This is a genomic window from Roseibium sp. MMSF_3247, from assembly GCF_030733765.1.
Classification (GTDB): domain Bacteria; phylum Pseudomonadota; class Alphaproteobacteria; order Rhizobiales; family Stappiaceae; genus Roseibium.
On record NZ_JASHII010000002.1, the window covers coordinates 802,235 to 821,352 of the forward strand.

The 19,118-nt window shown below is 56.4% G+C and carries 15 protein-coding genes; 9 read left to right on the plus strand and 6 right to left on the minus strand.

Annotated elements, in window-relative coordinates:
* Positions 1–3: 3 nt before the first annotated feature.
* The 7 genes from RBB44_RS09065 (at position 4) to RBB44_RS09095 (ending at position 5,411) form a co-directional block, all read left to right on the plus strand.
* Positions 4–1,980 carry a thiamine pyrophosphate-dependent enzyme gene (locus RBB44_RS09065; RefSeq protein WP_306147061.1) on the plus strand — a complete coding sequence of 659 codons (1,977 nt, stop codon included), beginning with the start codon at positions 4–6 and terminating at the stop codon, positions 1,978–1,980.
* A 204-nt stretch (positions 1,981–2,184) separates the two neighbouring features.
* Positions 2,185–2,406 carry a hypothetical protein gene (locus tag RBB44_RS09070; protein WP_306147062.1) on the plus strand — a complete coding sequence of 74 codons (222 nt, stop codon included), beginning with the start codon at positions 2,185–2,187 and terminating at the stop codon, positions 2,404–2,406.
* The gene (locus tag RBB44_RS09075; RefSeq protein WP_209177756.1) at positions 2,403–2,576 is read left to right on the plus strand and encodes a hypothetical protein; all 174 of its coding nucleotides are present in this window, start codon (positions 2,403–2,405) and stop codon (positions 2,574–2,576) included. The genes RBB44_RS09070 and RBB44_RS09075 overlap by 4 nt, the downstream gene beginning before the upstream one ends.
* Positions 2,573–3,640, plus strand: a complete 1,068-nt coding sequence (locus RBB44_RS09080) for a Rieske 2Fe-2S domain-containing protein (protein ID WP_306147063.1) — start codon at positions 2,573–2,575, stop codon at positions 3,638–3,640. The genes RBB44_RS09075 and RBB44_RS09080 overlap by 4 nt, the downstream gene beginning before the upstream one ends.
* Positions 3,637–4,398 carry a hypothetical protein gene (locus RBB44_RS09085; protein ID WP_306147064.1) on the plus strand — a complete coding sequence of 254 codons (762 nt, stop codon included), beginning with the start codon at positions 3,637–3,639 and terminating at the stop codon, positions 4,396–4,398. Before RBB44_RS09080 ends, RBB44_RS09085 begins: the two co-directional genes overlap by 4 nt.
* The gene (locus RBB44_RS09090) at positions 4,395–4,643 is read left to right on the plus strand and encodes a hypothetical protein (RefSeq protein WP_306147065.1); all 249 of its coding nucleotides are present in this window, start codon (positions 4,395–4,397) and stop codon (positions 4,641–4,643) included. The genes RBB44_RS09085 and RBB44_RS09090 overlap by 4 nt, the downstream gene beginning before the upstream one ends.
* 51 nt (positions 4,644–4,694) lie before the next feature.
* Positions 4,695–5,411: a transporter substrate-binding domain-containing protein gene (locus tag RBB44_RS09095; protein WP_306147066.1), complete on the plus strand. Its 717-nt coding sequence runs from the start codon at positions 4,695–4,697 to the stop codon at positions 5,409–5,411.
* 138 nt (positions 5,412–5,549) lie between these two features.
* On the opposite strand, the gene RBB44_RS09100 is transcribed toward RBB44_RS09095, so the two are convergent.
* Positions 5,550–6,875, minus strand: coding sequence for an EAL domain-containing protein (locus tag RBB44_RS09100; protein WP_306147067.1), 1,326 nt, complete (start codon positions 6,873–6,875; stop codon positions 5,550–5,552).
* Positions 6,876–7,169: 294 nt separating this feature from the next.
* On the minus strand, positions 7,170–8,579 hold the full coding sequence (locus RBB44_RS09105; protein WP_306147068.1) for a nucleotide sugar dehydrogenase: 1,410 nt from the start codon (positions 8,577–8,579) through the stop codon (positions 7,170–7,172).
* Positions 8,580–9,083: 504 nt separating this feature from the next.
* Between RBB44_RS09105 and RBB44_RS09110 the strand changes: the two genes are divergently transcribed.
* Together RBB44_RS09110 and RBB44_RS09115 are read left to right on the plus strand one after the other, a co-directional pair.
* Positions 9,084–9,926 (plus strand): hypothetical protein, encoded by an 843-nt coding sequence (locus RBB44_RS09110; protein ID WP_306147069.1) that lies wholly within the window; start codon positions 9,084–9,086, stop codon positions 9,924–9,926.
* Positions 9,895–10,506 (plus strand): NUDIX hydrolase, encoded by a 612-nt coding sequence (locus RBB44_RS09115; protein WP_306147070.1) that lies wholly within the window; start codon positions 9,895–9,897, stop codon positions 10,504–10,506. Before RBB44_RS09110 ends, RBB44_RS09115 begins: the two co-directional genes overlap by 32 nt.
* A gap of 33 nt (positions 10,507–10,539) precedes the next feature.
* Here RBB44_RS09115 and RBB44_RS09120 read toward each other — a convergent pair whose 3' ends face one another.
* The 4 genes from RBB44_RS09120 to RBB44_RS09135 form a co-directional block, all read right to left on the minus strand.
* Entirely contained in the window at positions 10,540–12,060 is a 1,521-nt protein-coding gene (locus RBB44_RS09120) for a sigma-54 dependent transcriptional regulator (RefSeq protein ID WP_306147071.1), read from the minus strand.
* On the minus strand, positions 12,057–15,557 hold the full coding sequence (locus RBB44_RS09125) for a PAS domain S-box protein (protein WP_306147072.1): 3,501 nt from the start codon (positions 15,555–15,557) through the stop codon (positions 12,057–12,059). Before RBB44_RS09125 ends, RBB44_RS09120 begins: the two co-directional genes overlap by 4 nt.
* Positions 15,558–15,691: 134 nt before the next feature.
* Positions 15,692–17,596: a hypothetical protein gene (locus tag RBB44_RS09130; RefSeq protein WP_306147073.1), complete on the minus strand. Its 1,905-nt coding sequence runs from the start codon at positions 17,594–17,596 to the stop codon at positions 15,692–15,694.
* A 13-nt stretch (positions 17,597–17,609) separates the two neighbouring features.
* Positions 17,610–19,118, minus strand: coding sequence for an MBOAT family protein (locus tag RBB44_RS09135; protein ID WP_306147074.1), 1,509 nt, complete (start codon positions 19,116–19,118; stop codon positions 17,610–17,612).

A 19,118-nucleotide genomic window follows, 5' to 3' on the forward strand; every position in this document is an offset into this window, starting at 1 on the left:
GTCATGGACGCTCAAAATCTCGACTGGATCAAGGTCGGTCATGTGAATGATTTACCGGAAGGACGCGTCAAAACGGTTACGGCGCGCACCACATCCATTTGCCTGTCGCACTTCGATGGTCAGTGGGCCGCGATGGACAATCACTGTCCGCATCAGCGTGGCCCCCTTGGAGAAGGCTCAATAGAGAAGGGAGTGGATGGCAAGTGCTGGATCCGCTGTCCCTGGCACGGATGGGACTTTGACCCGCTGACCGGAAAGCCGCCGGGAGGCCACGAAGACAGCGGACAGGAGCTTTATCCCCTCAAGGTCGAAAACGGCGAGATTTTCGTTGGGCTGGAACCAGAGCCTGAGCATGAACGCACCGTGACCGATGTCATGGCAGAGACCATGGTCAATTGGGGTGTGAAACGTATTTTCGGGATGGTCGGTCACTCAAACCTTGGGCTTGCCGAGGCCATCCGGCTTCAGGTGAACAAGGGCAAGCTCGGCTATGTTGGGATCAGGCACGAAGGCGCTGCAGCGTTTGCCGCCTCCGCCTACGGCAAATTGACGGGTAAACCCGCCGGCTGTCTGACAATCGCCGGACCAGGCGCGACGAACCTTGTGACGGGCTTATGGGACGCCAAGGTGGATCGTGCGCCTGTGCTCGCATTAACAGGACAGGTCCAGACGCAGGTCTTTGGGCCGGGTGCCTTTCAGGACATAGACCTGAAATCAGCCTTTGAGGCCGTGGCCCGGTTCTCCCAACCGGTACTGACGTCGTCCAATCATGCAGAACTGATGACGCTTGCGTTGAAGACCGCAATTGTCGAGCAAGACGTGTCTCACCTTATCTTCCCCGATGATGTTCAAACCCTGCCGAGCGATCAGTCAGCATCCGGCCCACAAGGAAGGGTTGGAGGCTCTACCGTTGTTCCGGCGCGCGAGGATCTTCAACGGGCTGCGCAGATGATCGGGGACGCCAAACGGCCGGTCATCATCATGGGCTACGGCGCGATAAACGCACGGGACAAGGTCATCGCACTGGCCGAACATCTGGGTGCGCCGATCATGACCACCTTCAAGGGCAAGGGGCTTATACCGGACAATCATCCGAACGCCGCCGGAGTGCTGGGTCGTTCCGGAACCCCGATCGCCAGTTGGCTCATGAACGAGGCCGACTTGATCCTGGCGCTGGGCTCGTCCTTTGCCAATCACACGGGTATCGCACCCTACAAGCCGATCATTCAAGTCGATTACGAACGCATGCAGCTTGGCAAATTCCATCCGGTGACGCTGCCGGTCTGGGGTGAAATCGGGGCTTTCTGTGATGCGGTCCATCCAATGGTCGAAAAGTCCGCCCATGCCGCGCACCAGCTTACCGAGCTGTTCGAGCGTTGGCATATGTGGCGGGAGGAGAAGGAAACCCGCTTAAGCGAAGACCAGGGACATGGAATACACGCCGCAGCGGTCTTCAAGGCGCTGACGGAGCTGTGTCCGGAAGATGCGATCATACCGGTGGATGTGGGCAACAACACCTATTCCTTCGGCCGCTATTTCGAGCCACGCGGCCAACGCATCCTGATGTCCGGGTATCTCGGGTCAATCGGGTTCAGTCTACCGGCGGCGCTCGGCGCCTGGTGTGCCACACAGGATTTCGAAGAGTATCACGGCCGCAAGGTCATCTCGATCTCCGGGGACGGTGGCTTCGGACAATACGCGATGGAGTTCACCACGGCCGTCAAATACGGCATGAACATCTCGCACATCCTTCTCAACAACTCCGAACTCGGTAAGATCTCGAAAGAACAACGGTCAGGTGAATGGCCGGTCTGGGAGACGAGCCTCACCAACCCGTCCTTCGCGGCCTTCGCAAGGCTCTGCGGTGGACATGGGCACCGGGTCACGGAAGCCGCAGAGCTCCATGCCGCCATCGCCGAAGCGATTGCGCATGACGGGCCGTCCTTGGTGGAAATCGTGACCGACGCGGATCTTGTGTAAGGCGAGATGAATTAGGTGCGGCGCTATTGGGAAGGATAGAATGCTGTGGGGTAATGGACTTGCCGGCACATGCTGTGCCGCCCCGGACTTGATCCGGGGTCTAGGGTTCAGTGCTTGGGGCGGCTTGGGGTCCCGGCTCAAGGCCGGGAAAGCGCTGATTAGCTGGCGCCAACAAGCGTTAGATACTTGTGTAGGGGGAGAAAATTGGAGACAGCTTCATTTCTGATAGAACTGGGCCGTTACTACCTTTATGCAGGCGGGATTGTTGCGGCTTTGTTCCTGGTGATTGGTATTGACCGGATAGAGCCGTCGGCCAACGGCTCCTATGCCTTTCGTCCGCTGTTGATCCCCGGCATTTGTCTCATCTGGCCGCTGGTTCTCTATCGGTGGGCTGTTCTGGAAAGGACAAAGGGGGGCAAACCATGAAACGGGCCCACCGGACCGCGCACGCCCGGATCTGGACGGTGCTTGGGATCGCACTGCCTCTGGCTTTTTTCACCATCCTTGCCTTGCGGCAAACCCCGCCTGCGGACCGGCCGGCAATCCTGATTGAAGCGCCTGCAAATGCGGCGGCAACCGGGGAGGGGAACCAATGAGCGTTCAGTACACTCCCGTCCTTTGGAACCGGAACAAGCTGGTCTATGACGGCGTGCTGCTGATCGCGGTCGCGCTCTATCTCTATGTCTTTATCCGCTATGCCCCGGCCTTTGAGGATGTGACCAAACCGATTGACGGGGCAACGTTGCGCATGCGCGCCTTCGGCAGCTGCGCGTTCTTGATGCTCACCGTTATCCTGTGTATCGGACCGCTCGCCCGGCTCGACCGGCGCTTCCTGCCGCTTTTATACAATCGGCGGCACTTCGGGGTCATGACGGCCGGGATTGCCGCTGTCCATGCCAATTATGTGCTCGGTTGGTATTTCAATTTCTCGCCAACGGACAAATACGTCGCGTTGCTGTCGTCCAATACCAGTTACGGCCAGGTCCTTGGCTTTCCTTTTGAGGCGCTGGGCATTGGCGCGCTGCTGATCTTGTTCGTGCTTGCCGCCACCAGCCATGATTTCTGGCTGAGTTTTCTTGGAGCCCCGCTCTGGAAAGCACTGCACATGTCAATTTATATCGCATACGCCTTTGTCGTGCTGCACGTGGCGCTTGGCGCGCTGCAAGGCCCCGGGGATCCGATACTGACAAGTCTGGTCACTGCGAGTGTTGTGCTGGTCTGCGGGCTCCACTTTGCGACCGGGCGGATGGAAGCAGCGCGCGAGCGCGGCGAAGCCACGGCAAAGGCTTCGCTAGAGCAGGCGGGCTGGGTCATTGCCGGCGACGTAGACGAGATCGATGAGGATTGCGCCAAGGTTGTGACGCTGGATGACGACGAGCGTGTCGCGATCTTCAAGTATGACGGCAAACTGTCCGCGATCACAAATGCCTGCGCCCACCAGAACGGGCCACTGGGAGAGGGAAAGGTCCTGTGGGGCTGCATTACCTGCCCGTGGCATGGATATCAGTACAACCTCGCTGACGGCCGGGCTCCGGAACCGTTTACTGAGAAGATTTCGACCTACCGGCTGAAATTGATTGGATCGACAGTGCTTCTGGATCCGAAAGCCTTGCCGCCCGGAACGCATGTTGAACCGGTCAAACTGGGAGAGGGCGCATGAGCTGGAAACAAACCAAGGACGCGCCGTTTTTCGTTGGCTATCTCAATGCTGTTCCAAAACCGCTCGCCGTGTTCGCACTGGTTTTCTCTCTGTGTTTTGCAGGGGGCATGGGCCTGGCCGCTATTGCGCTTTCCTCAACGCAGAACGACCCGGGCAGCGGCGGGTTTCAATGGGGCAACCGTTTTGAACAAGCCGGGCTGCTGGAGTTGAGGCCCTATCCGGTGTTCCGGGTGCCCGGCGACGAGGAGAGCGGGCCGCGGACCTATATGCTGTCCGGTCAGGGAAAACGCGGCGTATTCGGTCAAGCGGAAGCGAATGCAGGGACGCCGGTCACCTTGCGCGGTGTTCCTGTCAATCGGGGTGATCTCACCATGATCCAGGTTGGTAAGGTGGAGGCAACGGAGGGCGGCGGGAGCAACTTTGCGCCAAGCGACGCTGTGCCGCTTGGGCGCTGGAAACTCGCCGGAGAGATCTGCGATGGCAAATGCTATGCCGGTGCCATGCGGCCGGGACAAGGGCTTGCCCACAAGGCCTGTGCTGATCTCTGCATCACCGGAGGCATCCCGCCGGTCTTTGTCTCTTCCGGTCCGGTCGAGGGGCGCAATTTTTTCCTGATGGCAGACAAGGACGGTACTCTCTTGGGCGACGAGATCCGGGATCTGCTTGCGCTTTACATCGAGGTGGAAGGCGATGTCGAACGTCTGGACGATCTTCTGGTTTTCAAAGCTGATCTATCAACGGCGAGGGTCCTGAAATGAGCCGGCAACCCAAACGCCCTCCTGTGCAAACGATTGCGATTGCTCTGGTTTTGACCGGCGCTGTGACAGCTGCCGCTTATTACGCCTGGATCTACGCCAACATCGGTGCGCGCACCTATGCCAGGGGAACTCTACTCACCGACATGCGTTTCTTCGTCGGGCTTCTGGCTGTTTTCGTTGTGCTGACGTTTGCGGATCGGATTATCGGTTTCATTGCGGCCCGGATCGGGAGGCGAAAGTCGTAACTGGAATGATGTTTTTTGCTGTTTAGGATACTGCGTTACTTGGAGAGGTGGATGCCGGCAGGGCTAAAAACGTTGGTCTTTGTTCTGGGGTTATCGCACTGGCTTGTGCCGTCATCGCAAGCGCAGGACACATTGACGTTTTCCATGGCCCAGAATGCTGCACCGGTTGCGCTGGCCGTGCGCATCGTTGAAAGCGCGTATGATCAGCTGGGCATTTCAATTACCAAACTGCCCATGGCTCGGTCCCGAAATATTCTTACTGCATCTTCCAACGAGGTAGACGGCATCATTGCCGGGCCAAAACTGTTTGATCAGGAGTTTCCGTTTCTGACACGGATCGACGTGCCGATCCTGCAGATCGACATCAGGATATTTTCCTGCAATCCCGACTTGTTAGATGCCAATTCCGTCAAGCAAAAACGTTGGGGGCGGATAAACGGCGCTCGGCTACTATCGAAATACACTGAGGTGTATGACGATGTGTGGTTGGGAGACACATTTCAAGAGCTTTTCGGCATGCTCAAACTGGATCGATTGGACGCCGTGGTAGGTCCTCAGATAGCCTTGGACATCTATTCCAAACGCGAGGATCGTGGATGCATCGAAGCTGTTGGCGGTTCCTTGGGACAGGTCGATTTTTTCCATTACCTACATTCAAAAAACAGCCATTTGGTACCAAACGTCACGCGTATTTTGCGGGACATGCTGGATACCGGGAAAATCAAGGAAATAACAGAGAGCTTTCATGAGGCTGATCCGGGCAGTTAGTTCACTGTCAAACCAAATCTCAAGATGAAGATCGCTGACCTCAGAAAAACGTTTCTACCGTGCAAAAAACGTGTGACCAAAAGCTGCAGGGAATAGATAGGCTTGGCCAGTCATAGTTTTGCAAACCGGTCGAATTTTTCAGCGGCGGGGCATTTCCGGGGGTGAGGCATCCCAATGATCGGTCGGATTGGGGCGGCCGAGATAGAACCCTTGTCCGTAATCGGCTGACGTTTCCAAAACCAAGGCAAGTTGTTCCTCGGTTTCAATGCCTTCTACAACCGGTTTTGCCGCGCTGGCGCGGATGAGGTCAATCATCCGAAACAGGATATCTTTGTCTCGCGGCGATTGAATTGCGGATGCCAGAAAGTGCTTGTCTATTTTGACGTAGTCGACCGGTACGGTCTGCAGCCGGCTTAGTGTTGACTGCCCGATGCCAAAGTCATCCAGGGCGACCTTGATTCCTTTGTCGCGCAACTGGCTGACAACCCGGCTGACATCGCTGGTGTCTTGTTCGACAACCGTTTCCACAATTTCAAAGACGATACGATCTGTTGGAACGTCGCCAACAATCGTCTGAACCCAATCAAGTTTCTGATCGGCAACTTTCGACAGGAAGGCGCTGGAGATGTTGAAGGCAATGTTTTTTTGCTGTTTCAACGCCGCCCAGGCAGCAGTTGCATGGGCTGCCTCCAGCGGCGGTGTGGCTCCATAGTTGTAAGCCTCTGTCATCGTTTCAAGAAACTGTGCCGGGCCAACGATTTCGCCATTCGGCCGCCGCCATCGCAAGAGGGCTTCATAGCCCCACAACTCAGCTTGCCTTATGTCGAAAATCGGCTGAACGAAATAGCCGATTTCGCGCCTGTTTAGCCCGAGATGCACCTCCTCAACGCTTGGCATGCCTGTTGCCAATTGGAGACCGCGCTCTTTGAGCAAAACCGCTTTCTGCTTGCCCGTTCGCTTTGCCTCCATCAGCGCCTTGTCAGCCTCGATTAAGGCATTGCGCGGCTTCATGCCGTGTTTGACTTTCGCAAGACCGATTGATGCATGGCGTGAAACGAGGAGCTCTCCGACGGGGACTTGGCACCTACTGATCGCGGTCAAGACGTCCGTGCTTATGGCTTCGAGGCCCTGGTCATCTATGCCGTGAAACAAGCCGACAAATTCGTCGCCGGATACCCTTGCGACCTTCCCCTTGTCGCCAACGGCTGTTTTCAATGCGGACGCTATTTGAACCAAAAGCAGATCGCCTGTGGCGTGCCCATAGTTGTCGTTCACTGACTTAAAGTCGTCTAGATCGATAAACATGAGCGCGTCGGCGTCACGCGCGTTTTCAGCGAAATAGTCGAAGAACCATTGTTTCGTCGCAAGGCCAGTCAGATCGTCTGTGCCCAGCCGATGCTCCAGTGCCGCGATACGTTGTTTCAAGGCGGCAGGCGTGTCACCGTCGTCGGATTGATCTCCCAATTTCTGCCCCGTTTCAAATGACTTGTCTTTGATACAGTCCTCTAAACACTACCTTAAAGCGCAATGACGACCTTACAAGACCAGCGTTCAAATTGGCCTTTTTTCGCCGGCGGGCCTCGCGCCGATAGTGCCGCGAATTAGCTTAAAGACTGGGCTTTGATATCCAAGTGCCTCGGTGGACGAAAAAGCCCCCGCTCCGGAAACCGAAGCGGGGGCTTGGTCAATTTGAAAGGTGTCCGCCCCCTCCGGTTTTGTGATGGGGCCACGGGAGGAGGCGGACGGGAGTGGATGGTCCTACCAGCCGATCCCCGCATAGCGGGAGCATGCCGGCGGTTCAGCGTGCAGGCGGACCAAATCCACCACTGCCGCGTCTTCCTTTTTGGATCTCATCACACTCCGAATGGCCGGACCGTTTTGCGAAACGATGATTGCATCAGCGTCCGCGATGGCCTCTTCCGGGGTCTGTTTCAGGAAGTCGGGCAAGGCATCGACAACAGCTTTGAGATGCGGCGAAGCGTGCTGCATATATTCAAACTGTTGTGCGATATGCGGACCAGGCACGATGGCCGGGTCGTAAGCGGTGACCTCCACGCCTTCAGCGCGCAGGGCCGCAATCACTTCCAGAACCGGGCTTTCGCGCAAGTCGTCCGTGCCCGGCTTGAACGCGACGCCCAGGATGGCGGCTTTCTTGGCACCGGTCTTGCGAACCATCTCGATTGCCTCTTCGACTTGCTGGTCGTTGGTCGGGATCAGCGAGTCGATGAGCGGAACGTTGACGTTCAGCTGTTCTGCAAGATGCGAAACGGCGCGGACTTCCTTCGGCAGGCAAGAGCCGCCAAAGGCAAAACCAGGTTTCAGGTAGTAAGGCGACAAGTTCAGCTTCGTGTCCTGGACGAAGATGTCCATGACCTTGTGACTGTCGATCCCCATCGGCTTGCAAAGGCGGCCAACTTCATTGGCAAAGCTTACCTTCGTGGCATGCCAGACATTGTCGACATATTTTACCAGCTCGGCGACATCGACAGAGGTGACAATCGGGTTGTCGTCAACGGGTGCATAGATCTTTTTCAAGATGTTCGCGGTGCGCTCATCCGTAACACCGATGACTGTTTTTGGCGGTGCATGGAAATCGGCAACAGCCGTACCTTCCCGCAAGAACTCCGGATTGAAACATACGCCGAAGTCCTGTCCGGCCCGCTTGCCGGACACTTCCTCGATGATCGGGGTCATGATCTCGAGTGTCGTTCCCGGAGGAACGGAGCAGCGCAAAACGACGACGTGGAATTCGTCCTTGGCCGCGATTGCAGTGCCGATAGACCGGGCAACCGCTTTAATGGCGCGCGTGTCGCAGCCGCCGTCTTCGCTGGTCGGAGTGCCAACGGAGACGAACGTTACGTCTGAGTCCATAACCGCTTGCGCAACATCGGTGGTCGCGGTCAGCAGCTCGTCATTGACACCGGCGGTCAGCAACTCGCCGAGCTGGTCTTCAACGATCGGGCTCTGGCCCCAGGAGATGGAATCGACTTTCTTGGCATCAATGTCGGCGCCGATGACCTTGTGGCCAAGCGAGCTCAGGCAGGCGAGGGAAACGGCTCCAACATATCCCAGGCCGATGACGCTGATGGTGTCTTTGGTTTCAATGAGGCGCCAGTCAAAAGCGTCGAGAGTTTGAACGGCTTCGAATTTTCCTACATGCATTTTCATTTCACTGCTCCCAGTGTGATGGTCCTGGGACGACAGTTACAAGCGCCGTGCCAAATCGAATTGGCATGGAAAAGATAAGTAAAAACAGTAATTTAAAAAAACCTCACATAAACTCCGGGTCTGTTGATCTTTCGATTTTGAAAACAAAAATTCAAATTCGGACAAACAAAATTCGGGTTTTCGGAAATACGCAAGTGTGTGGTCAATCCCCCGAATTTCTCAAACCAAGAGCCGATGAAACACTGCCTATATAATAAAGCCTGATAGCAGGATTTTTGGACCCACCAAATTTCGTAACAAACAACAGTTCGGATTTCGCGAATTCAAAAAGAACGCTTCCGGAAATCAGAAATGATAAATGGCATATACGTTATCCGGTAGTTTGAAAATTCAGATAGGTGACTGTATTTATTCAGTAAATCACCCAACCGAACACGGCCGTTCCATTTGGCAAGCCAGTTGCAGAGCAGTCTGCAACTTAATTCTCGCAAAGGAGAGGCTGTCATGTTTCCACAAGCGGTATTCGCCCCAGTCGGACAAGTCACGGGCCCCATTGGCTGGACTGACCCGGTTCCGGTAAATGACGTCTATCTGTTCGATCTTGATGCTCTCGTGCCAAGCCCGAAAGGTCAGATGGATCTGGATTTCGCGCGGTACTTGAGCGCATTTGCGCGCAAGCGTGCATGCTACATTCTGTCCAACACCAGCATCACGGACATGATGACTCGTGTTCCGGCATCGGTCCGCTCGGCATGTGCCGGTCTGTTCGCGGCCGGAGGCACGGAACTCTGGGTCGGAGATGATCTCGTTGTGCAGCATGAGCATGAGTTCTCCGATGATCTCTATGAGTTCATGGTCAAGGTCGTTCAGAAAAGCGCGTACCCGGAAAAACAAGCGCCGATGCTGGAAAGTGGCTCTGCATCTTTGCGTCTCTGCATCGCGGGTTATCAATCAACGCTTCGCCAGATGAAGGACTATGCCGCATGGGAGGAAGAGCATTCTGAGCTCGCGACCATTACCCATGAATTCAAAGCCCGGTTTCCGGATCACGATGTTTACCGCGACACCGACACAAGCCTGATGATCGTCCCTCGGACGTTTTCATCCGCTCTCGTGGTTAGCCATCTGCTCAAGCGGCACAAGAATGCACGCCTGATCGGCTATGTGACGCCGCAAGCCGCCGGGTCCTACGCCAATCCGCTCTGCGACGCTTTTGGCAGTTCGGACGTGCTCTCAACAATCAAAGGGCCGGGCGATGTCAGTCAGCTGCTGAGCTATGAGTTCCGCCGTCTCACGCAACAAGAAGCCGCCGTGAATGAGCGGGCTGGCGAACTGGTCGAGGCGTGAGATGGGATTGCCAATCGCCCCCCTGGACCAAACGACCTGGACTCTTTTGGGAAGTGAAAAGGTGTTTGAAGCCGGAGATCGTCTGAAAGTCCTTCGACAGACCGTCGAGTTGCCTGACCACACCCGTGTGAAGGACTATTATCAGATAGACCTGCCGACCTATGCGACGGTCTATGCTGTAACGGAGAAAGACGAAGTTCTGCTTCTGGAGCAATACAAGCATGGTGTCGGGCATGTGTGTCTGACACTCCCGGGCGGGCAAATTGATCCGGGTGAGAACCCTGAGTTTGCTGCCCGACGGGAGCTTCTGGAAGAAACGGGCTATGGCGGTGGCCGCTGGACCACAGGACCGGCCCTGGTGCTTCACGGAAACCAACGGGTCGCGCTCGGACATATCTTTGTCGCCCGCCATGTCATCCAGCTCAGTGATCCATGTCCTGGCGATCTGGAGGAAATGCAACTCAGGCTGCGGTCCCGAAAACGGGTTCAACAAGACCTTTTAAACGGCGCTCTGCCAATAACGTCTCACGCAGCTGCTGTCGGGATTGCCGAGACCATGATCAGGGCGAGTGGTGCCTAACAGAAATAGCAAGTGGGCTGTCGGCAGAGGCTGTCAGGAATTGACAGCCATATCGTCCTCGTTCGGTTCGGAGCCGGCAACGCCGGTGTCGTCCCCGTCTTGGGCGGCCCAGATTTCCTTCTTGCGGTAAAGGGTTGAGGGACTGACTTGGAGAACACGTGCGGTTTTCGGCAGGCTTCCGCCGCAAGCGTCAATCGTCGCTTCGATGATGCTGCGTTCAAGCGTTTCGAAGGGTTGACCGAGAGCCAATGTAATCTGCGGCCAAACATCGCCCGTGTCGCTGACGACCGTTGCAGCCGGGCTTGCCGCCTGAGGCACACTGAGGGGAACGGCTTGTGCGGGTTTGGGCGCTGAGGGTTGACGTCCCTGAAGCGTTGCCAGCATGTCCACCTCGACAATCGGGCCTTCATTCAAAACAACCAGATTGCGGATCGTGTTTTGCATTTCCCTGACGTTGCCGGGCCAGGGATGGCGCATCAGAAGCTCTTCGGCTTCCACTGAAAAGCCTTCAAACGTCTTGCCTTCTTCGTTGCCGAACTTGGTTAGAAAATGCCGGGCAAGCTCCAAAATGTCGGCGCCGCGAGCGCGTAAGGGTGGCAGTCCGATAGGCAGGACGTGAAGACGGTAATAGAGGTCTTCACGGAAGCGGCCAGCTTCGACTTCTTCCTGCGGATCCCGGTTGGTAGCGCAGACGATGCGCACGTCGACTTTGGTCAGCTTGTCGCTGCCGACTTTCTGGACTGTGCCGCTCTGCAGAAAACGCAGCAATTTGGCCTGCAGGCTCAGTTCCAATTCACAAATTTCGTCGAGGAAAAGGGTGCCGCCGTCAGCGCGGGCGGCCGCACCATCCCGATCCCCCGTTGCCCCGGTAAAGGCGCCTTTCACGTGGCCGAAAATCTCAGATTCAATCAAGTCTTTCGGAATGGCCGCGCAATTGAGCGGCACAAAAGGCTTTTTTGCGCGGGGGCTGGACTTGTGGATGGCTTCTGCGCAGACCTCCTTGCCGGTGCCGCTTTCTCCTGTGATGAAGACAGACGCATTGGATCGGGCGACGCTTTCGATCATTTTGTAGACAGCGGTCATGGGCAGGGACGAGCCGACAAAGCCGTGATTGGCCTTGCCGCCGGACGGTTTTCTGACCTCTGCAACGACTTCCGTAAGGGTTTCACGCTCCAGTGCATTACGGGTCGTTGTGATCAGGCGCTCTTCGGCAACCGGTTTGACGATGAAGTCGTAGGCGCCGGCCTGCATGGCGTCGACCGCCGTCTTGATGGATCCGGAGCTGGTTACAACCACGACCGTCACTGGCAACTGTTCCTCCCGAACGGTTGCCAGGACTTCAAGGCCATTCATGTCGGGCAGTTGCAGATCAAGAAGTACGACGCTGATACCGCCTTTGCGGATCTTGGAAAGGGCCGCTTGACCGGTTTCTACATGGGTCGTTTCTATCCCGGCACGGGACAGATGGTGCTCATAAACGGTGGCAAGAGACAGCGTGTCTTCGACAATCAGAACTTTCAAATCAATTCCCTCAAAGTCTTGCGGAGCTATCATGGATCAGAGGTCAGGTTGATCCCCATCTCGCCCGCCAAAGCTTTCACATCTGCTAACGTATCGTCACTTATTGATTGGAGTTCGTCCACCCGTGTAAGGGCCGCGGCTGTTTTTTCTTCGCGGACCAGAGTGTTGATTTCCGCCGCAATCGTGGTCAATCGCGTTGCTCCAAAGGTGCCCGCAACACTCTTCAGGGCGTGTGTGGCGCGTTCCAACTGGGTGAAATCATGCGTTTGAGCCGCAAGGCGTGCCGCTTCGCTTTTCTCACGAGTATCGGCTTTGAATTGATTTAGGAGCTTTTCCTGTAATTCCGGTGGCATATCCGCCAGGAGAGTGCGGGCTTCGCCGAGTTCCAGAGACGCATCTTGCGGCGTGGCATGGTCCAGCTTGTGAGCATGATGTCGGACATTGCGGGCAATGCACGCCAAGAGATCCTGCTTCTCTACAGGCTTTGACAGGAAATCGGACATGCCGGCTGCAAGGAACCGTTCTCTATCGCCGCGCAAGGCATAAGCGGTGAGGGCAATGATGGGCGTTTTTGCGTTCCGCTGCCCGTTTTGAATGTGCTGGGCGGCCTCGAGGCCATCCATTTCAGGCATCGAAATATCCATCAAGATACAATCATAATCGCGGTTCTGGGCCGCGATGACCGCTTCCTTGCCGTTGTTGGCAATATCAATGTCACAGCCGGCACGTTCCAGCGCGTGCGAGACCACGATCTGATTGGTCGCGTTGTCTTCGGCAACCAAGACGGTCAAGCCGTCTGGAATGTGTTCTTCCAGCATGGCGACTTCAGGCTCGGGCAATTCGATAGCATCGTCGGCGCGCTCAAGAGGAACGCAGAAATGGAAGGTGCTGCCCGCGCCGGGCAGACTCTCCACGTGGATCTCACCGCCCATCAAATCGGAGAGCCGTTTGCTGATGGCCAGCCCAAGACCGGTGCCCCCCTGTTTTTTGGTATAGCTCGTGTCGATGGTGACGAAATCTCCGAACAGTGTCTGGTGCTTGTCCTTTGCGATGCCAATGCCGGTATCCTTGACGGTGAAGCGGAACACAGGCTGAACCGGATCGTCCTTGTCGAGGGAAACGCTGATATCGATTGACCCGATTTCGGTAAACTTGACTGCATTGGACACCAGGTTCAGCAACACTTGCCGCAACCGGCCTGAATCACCGCTTACCACCTGTGGAACGTTGTCAGGATAGTTAAGGTCAATTGTCAGCCCCTTTTCCTGGGCAATCGGCATGAACAAGTCGGCAATGCTCTTTACGACGGTCTTAAGCCGGAAGGGCGCTTTTTCGAGCTCGGTCCGTCCTGCTTCAAGTTTGGAGAAGTCCAAGATATCGTTGATGAGTTCCAGCAAGGAGCGGCCGGATTCACGGGCCGTTTTCACGTATGCTTTTTGGCCGGGGTCAAGATCGGTATCCCGGAGCAAGCTTAAGATACCCAACACCCCGTTCATTGGGGTGCGGATTTCGTGGCTCATCATGGCGAGGAATTGAGCCTTGGCCTCGTTCGCGGCTTCCGCCTTTTCCTTGGCAATCCGAAGGGCCTCTTCAGCGGCTTTGCGTTCCGTGATGTCTCGGACGTAACCGAGGAACAGTGGTCCCTTCTCACCGCGCGTGTGGCGGATTGCGAGTTCCACGATGATCTCATGTCCTTCCTTGTGAAGGCCCTCGATCTCGATCCGCTTTCCGAGAACCGGCCCTTCTCCGGTTTTCAGGAACTTCTCCAGACCGGCATCGTGCATTGCGCGGTATTTGTCGGGAATGATGTAGTCGGACATTTTTTGCCCAACGAGTTCAGTGGCAGTCCAGCCAAACACCTCTTCGGCGGCTGGACTGAAGTCGAGAACGGTTCCGCTGCCATCCATGACGATGATGCCATCGAAGGAGGCGGAGACCACATTGCGCAACAGGCCTTGGCTGCTAACCAGTTCCTGTTCGCGTTTCTTCAGTTCCGTGATGTCGACACGGAAACCGACCATGCCGCCTTCGCTTGTCCGCGATTCAATAACGCGAAGCCATCGGCCGTCATCCAGATGCTGTTCCATCGGAGCGCCCGGATTTCGATGGTTCTGCATCCGCAATTCAATCCAGTCCTCCAGGACTTGTCCTGAGACTTGATATTGGCCGCGTTGCGCGCCTTCCCGGATGATTTCTTCGAACGTTCGGCCTGGCCGGATCAGATCGGCGCTGCTGCTGTAGAACTCCTTGTACTTGCTATTGCACAGAACCAGCCGGTCTTCGGCGTCATAGAGAACAAAGCCGTCGGGTAGGGACTCAATGGCATCCACGAGGCGGGTTTCAGCTTGCTGCAGTTTCGCTGCCGCTGCTTTTTGCTCGGTGAGGTCGCGCAGGATTGCGGTGTAGGTGTCCTGACCCTCGACAATGGTTTTGGAAAGTGACAGTTCGACAGGATAGAGGCTTTCGTCAAAGCGGCGGCCTGTGACTTCAAAGCGGTTCTTGTCTGTTGCAAGAGGTGCTGACTTCCCCGAGCAACATGCGAAGGGCAGGACATGTGCATCTTCTTCTGGAAGAATGTCGCAGATCCGTTTGCCGGACAGATCCTCAAAAGATTCAACACCGAACATCTGCAGCGCTGCCGGATTGGCACTCAAGAGATCGCCGGATGGAGATAGCGTCACAACACCATCCAGCATCGTTTCCAAGACGGCATTGACTTGCGCTTCGCCAGTTTCAGCGCGGATGATGGCCGCTTCAAGGGCGGCGTTCTTTTCGCGCTCCGCATCGGCAAGATCATGTACACGTGTCAGAGCTTTCTGGCGCTGCGAAGAAAGCACAAAAGTCAAAGCAGCAGCCGCCAGAAAGGCGATGCCGAGCATCACGATCAGGCTGTTGATTGATGTCAGGCTGCCGCCGTAAAGCGCGCTCGCGGGGAGCACGACTTCCTGAATGCCACGAATGTCACCAACTTCCCAATCGGTCTTGGGTGAGTCTGGATGTGTGTTGTGGCAAGCAACACAGCTTCCCTCCATACGAACGGCGGTGGCGCTGCGGAAAACGTTACCATCTTCGCGCTGTTCAAGCCGTTGAAACGGCTGTTCCGGGTTCGCTACCAGGGCTGTCAGAGCTTCACGCTCGAAATCATCGATTTCCCGGTCATGGCGCCATGGCCAGGGATGATTGGATAACATCCGGATCCGGCTCTTCGCACCAAGAAGCGCCAGTTCATATTCCAGAGCCAACGTCATGGAGACGGGAGCAGGAATTGTCAGTTCGTTCCCATGATAGTCATGACTAACGGTGACGTCTTGGGAAGAGTAGAGTTTGTCGACCACTTCGCGCGAATAAAATGAACGCGTCGCGGTCAGCAGTTCATTTTGCGCTTGGGCGGCCGCGGAAAGATCGGCGGTACGCGCCTTTTGGCCAAAGTCGACCGCGATGACGTATGCAGAAATTGCAGATGCACATATGAATACGAGGACCAGCCAGAAAGTGGCGTCCTGCGCGACATCAGATATCCACTTCCGCATGGATTTGTCCCTGGCTGGTGCGTTTTGCGAATTCAAAACACTTCGGCTGTTTCCTGTGGGTAGTTTGGCCATAGGATGTAAAATTTCACTTTATAGAGAAAACGTAGGATTCAGGTCTTGGTTGCAGCCGGGCTTTAATCCGGCTGCAATTTGAAGAACGGATTATCCGCCATGAAGGCCTGCCAGCTTTCATAAGTGTAAGTGCGGTGCGGCTCGCAGCTGTCTGTGCAACTGTGAACTTTGAGCGTGAGCTGGAAGTCCGCGTCATGATCAAAAAGGTTTGCATAGGCAAAGACTGTGTCGGCCGACTGAACGCCGGGGACTGGTCCCGCAAATCGTTTCTTGAACGTTTCGGACGGTACAGATGACCAGCCGCCTGCCGGGAACCAGCGGGCCCCGATCGGTCCGGCGCCATCCAGATCACGCGGGGTTTCAGAACCGAATGTGAGCAGGAAGTCTTCCCGGTTTTTGAGCGCGGCCACATGGTCGGCAGTCATGAGATCAGGGAATTCGGCTGCACTCAGCAGCGATATCCCGGCATGACCTGTATCTTCGTAACGCTCGCCGGCGCGTTTTGACGGTAAACCGTCACGGTCTTCAAAAGCCGCCTTTGGCCAATAGCGGAAAAGGGCGCCATTTTCGTCCGCACTCCATTCGTCATAAAAACCTTCCATAATGGATGTGCTTCGGGCGGTGAGGGCAGGATCTGGAAGGTCCTTCAGCAATCCGGCCATTGTCACCTGCCAGTTCCAGGGAGCAATGCTGCCCTTGAACCTGAAGTCGATGTCTCCGTTGATCCGGTAGAGCCCGGCGCCCACGTCGAAATCCACTTCGTAGGTTTTGGCGAGACAAGCTTGCGTATCGGCAATCCTGTTTTCCAGAACCTCCGTGCATCCGTCGCCAAGGATTTCGCAGGCCTTTGCAAGGCTGTTGGCAATCATCGCCTGATTGATCATCAGGGTCATCCGGTCGTCGGTGTTCGTCGCGTAGATCGTTGAACTCCAGCCGCAAGAAGGGTTTTGATCTGTGGTACGTCCGTTGACGCCGTCCTGAGCGGCAAGCGTGAGGCGGATCGATTTGCGGGCAAGCGCCGCAAAGACAGGATCTCCGGTTTTTTCGTAAAGGGCGGCGAGGGCCCGAAGCCGATAGCTTTGGTTCCAGCTCTGCAGTCCTTCCGCGTCGGATGAACAAGCGCGCACTTCACCGGTCTGAGCCGCAAGCAGGCCCGTGGCTGCGTAATAGAAGTTCATACCGGCAGGCGAACCAGAGACTGTCAGAACGGCTTCCCCGTCAGGACGGTCTGCGCGTGGAAGCGTCATGAAGTCCGCGGTTTCGCTTGTCATGACGGGCGCTTCAATGGCCCCTGTCGTAAGGTCTATCCTGTAGATCCCGGCGGTGTCCGTGTTTTCACAGTCCATGCGGGCCCAGAGCACATCGCCTCGAACCACGACGCGTTCGGGCGCGCAGCCAGCGAAATCCAGGAGAACTTCCGGCTCCGCTGATATGCGGCCATCGGTGTCACGTTTGTGACGGATGAGCTGCGCCGGTTCGCCTTGCCGGGTGACCAGCAAAAGCGCCTGGTCCTCGGTAAAGCGCAACAGTTTCACGAGTGTGCCGCGCTTGAATGTGAGCCTAACCACGCCGTCCTGAAGCAGTTCGGTCTGCTTGTCGCCGGTTTTCCAGGTTCGCATGTGGACCAATGATCCATCGCGGGCGAGGCGAATGGTGCCCAGGCGCGCGCCATCCTGATCAGGACCACCGAGCTCCCGGATCATGCCATCCACCGAGACGGTCGGTTTGTCATCGCCAGGGGTCTTCGCGACCACCAGAAGGTTGGACCCGGCCTTCGATACGGTTTCAAGGCACTGGCCGGTCACGCCTTTGCGGGTCACATCTCCGCTTTTCAGATCCACTTCGAGGCCTTGAGCGGGGAGAACAAGAAGGGAGTTTTGAGCCGCACCCTCCGGTGCGGCCCAAGTTGTTGGTGTTCCGGCACAAAGGGCCGTTGAGAAGGCGAGTGTCAGAAAAAGCGAGCGCATCAGCTGTCTCCGCTTAGAAGTTGAAGTAGATGAACTCGGTCATTTCTGCGAGCCGGTAGGTCTGGATCAGCGCCAGTCCGAACAGGACCGAGACACCAAGGGCCCAGCCTGTGGTTGGCTGCCAGCGCACCGGCAGGAACCCTTCAGAACGGCGCTGTGCCACCAGCTTCTTCAAGCCAAGCACCGGGTTGTACTTCTCGGTGAACTCGATGGCGTTCGGCAGAAGGAAGACGATAGCGGCAAGAGCAACCATCATGGCCCAAACCTGCATGGTTCCGCTCAAGGCGCCTTCCCAAAGCTTCGGCTCGTAGACGGTGGAGAAGCCGGTCATGCCGTGGATGATGTTGCTTGCGCCAGTGAAGCTTTCGGCACGGAAGAACACCCAGGCAACAACAACGGCAAGGAGTGTGATGCCGCGGCTCAGAAGGTTGGCGACCGGACGGGGCAGGATGTTCGGCACGTAACCTTTTTCGGACAGTGCGGACCAGCCGTGATTGATCGCGAGATACGCACCGTGCAGACCGCCCCAGAAGACGAAGGTCCAGCTTGCTCCGTGCCACAGACCGCCAAGAAGCATGGTGATCATGAGGTTGGCATAGCGGCGGATCGGGCCACTGCGGTTACCGCCCAGCGGGATGTAGAGGTAATCCCGCAGGAAGTGCGACAGCGTGATGTGCCAGCGGCGCCAGAAGTCGGAGATGCTGGTTGCCTTGTAAGGCGAGTTGAAGTTGACGGGCAGGCGGATGCCGAACAGGCGGGCGAGCCCAAGCGCCATGTCGCAGTAGCCGGAGAAATCGAAGTAGAGCTGGAAGGTGTAGGCAAGCGCCCCGATCCAGGCAGCTTCAAGCGGAACGCCGTTAGTGGTCTCGGCAAGGGAGAAGACCTGGTTGGCATAGGGTGCGATGCCGTCCGCCAGTACGATCTTTTTGAAGAGACCGATCGCAAACAGAGTGCCGCCAATTGCCAGGTTGAGTGCCAGTTTGTTTCGGAACACCGGCAGCTTGAACTGCGGAATGGTTTCCTTCTGCATGACGATCGGACCAGCGATCAACTGCGGGAAGAACACCACGAACAGCATGTAGCGGCCGAAGTCACACTTGATGATGTCGCCCTTGTAGGTATCGATCAGGAACGAGATCTGCTGGAACGTGAAGAACGAGATCGCCAGAGGCAGGACCAGGTTCAGCATCGGGATGTCCGTACCGGCGACCAGGTTCGCATTGCCGATGAAGAAGTCGGCATACTTGAACACGGCAATCAGCGCGAGATTGAAGACGATACCCGTGATCAGGATGAACTTGTCGCGGACCTGCCGGAGCACCCGGTGAAAGCCGTAGTTGATCACGACGGAGCCCAAGAGAAGGGGCAGATAAACCGGGGTCCACCAGGCGTAGAACACCAGCGACGCAATGGTCAGCCACCAGATGATGCCGTTTTCCCAGCCCCAATGACGGAGCACGAGGTAACCGATGAGGACCGGCGGCAGGAACAGGTAGATGAATTCCAGGGAACTGAAAACCAT

Excerpts from the sequence above, each read along its gene's own strand:
- RBB44_RS09065 (WP_306147061.1), top strand. The coding sequence starts at position 4 with ATGGACGCTCAAAATCTCGACTGGATCAAGGTCGGTCATGTGAATGAT.
- RBB44_RS09075 (WP_209177756.1), top strand. The coding sequence starts at position 2,403 with ATGAAACGGGCCCACCGGACCGCGCACGCCCGGATCTGGACGGTGCTT.
- RBB44_RS09080 (WP_306147063.1), top strand. The coding sequence starts at position 2,573 with ATGAGCGTTCAGTACACTCCCGTCCTTTGGAACCGGAACAAGCTGGTC.
- RBB44_RS09085 (WP_306147064.1), top strand. The coding sequence starts at position 3,637 with ATGAGCTGGAAACAAACCAAGGACGCGCCGTTTTTCGTTGGCTATCTC.
- RBB44_RS09090 (WP_306147065.1), top strand. The coding sequence starts at position 4,395 with ATGAGCCGGCAACCCAAACGCCCTCCTGTGCAAACGATTGCGATTGCT.
- RBB44_RS09095 (WP_306147066.1), top strand. The coding sequence starts at position 4,695 with ATGCCGGCAGGGCTAAAAACGTTGGTCTTTGTTCTGGGGTTATCGCAC.
- RBB44_RS09105 (WP_306147068.1), bottom strand. The coding sequence starts at position 8,579 with ATGAAAATGCATGTAGGAAAATTCGAAGCCGTTCAAACTCTCGACGCT.
- RBB44_RS09110 (WP_306147069.1), top strand. The coding sequence starts at position 9,084 with ATGTTTCCACAAGCGGTATTCGCCCCAGTCGGACAAGTCACGGGCCCC.
- RBB44_RS09115 (WP_306147070.1), top strand. The coding sequence starts at position 9,895 with ATGAGCGGGCTGGCGAACTGGTCGAGGCGTGAGATGGGATTGCCAATC.
- RBB44_RS09120 (WP_306147071.1), bottom strand. The coding sequence starts at position 12,060 with ATGATAGCTCCGCAAGACTTTGAGGGAATTGATTTGAAAGTTCTGATT.
- RBB44_RS09125 (WP_306147072.1), bottom strand. The coding sequence starts at position 15,557 with ATGCGGAAGTGGATATCTGATGTCGCGCAGGACGCCACTTTCTGGCTG.
- RBB44_RS09130 (WP_306147073.1), bottom strand. The coding sequence starts at position 17,596 with ATGCGCTCGCTTTTTCTGACACTCGCCTTCTCAACGGCCCTTTGTGCC.
- RBB44_RS09135 (WP_306147074.1), bottom strand. The coding sequence starts at position 19,118 with ATGGTTTTCAGTTCCCTGGAATTCATCTACCTGTTCCTGCCGCCGGTC.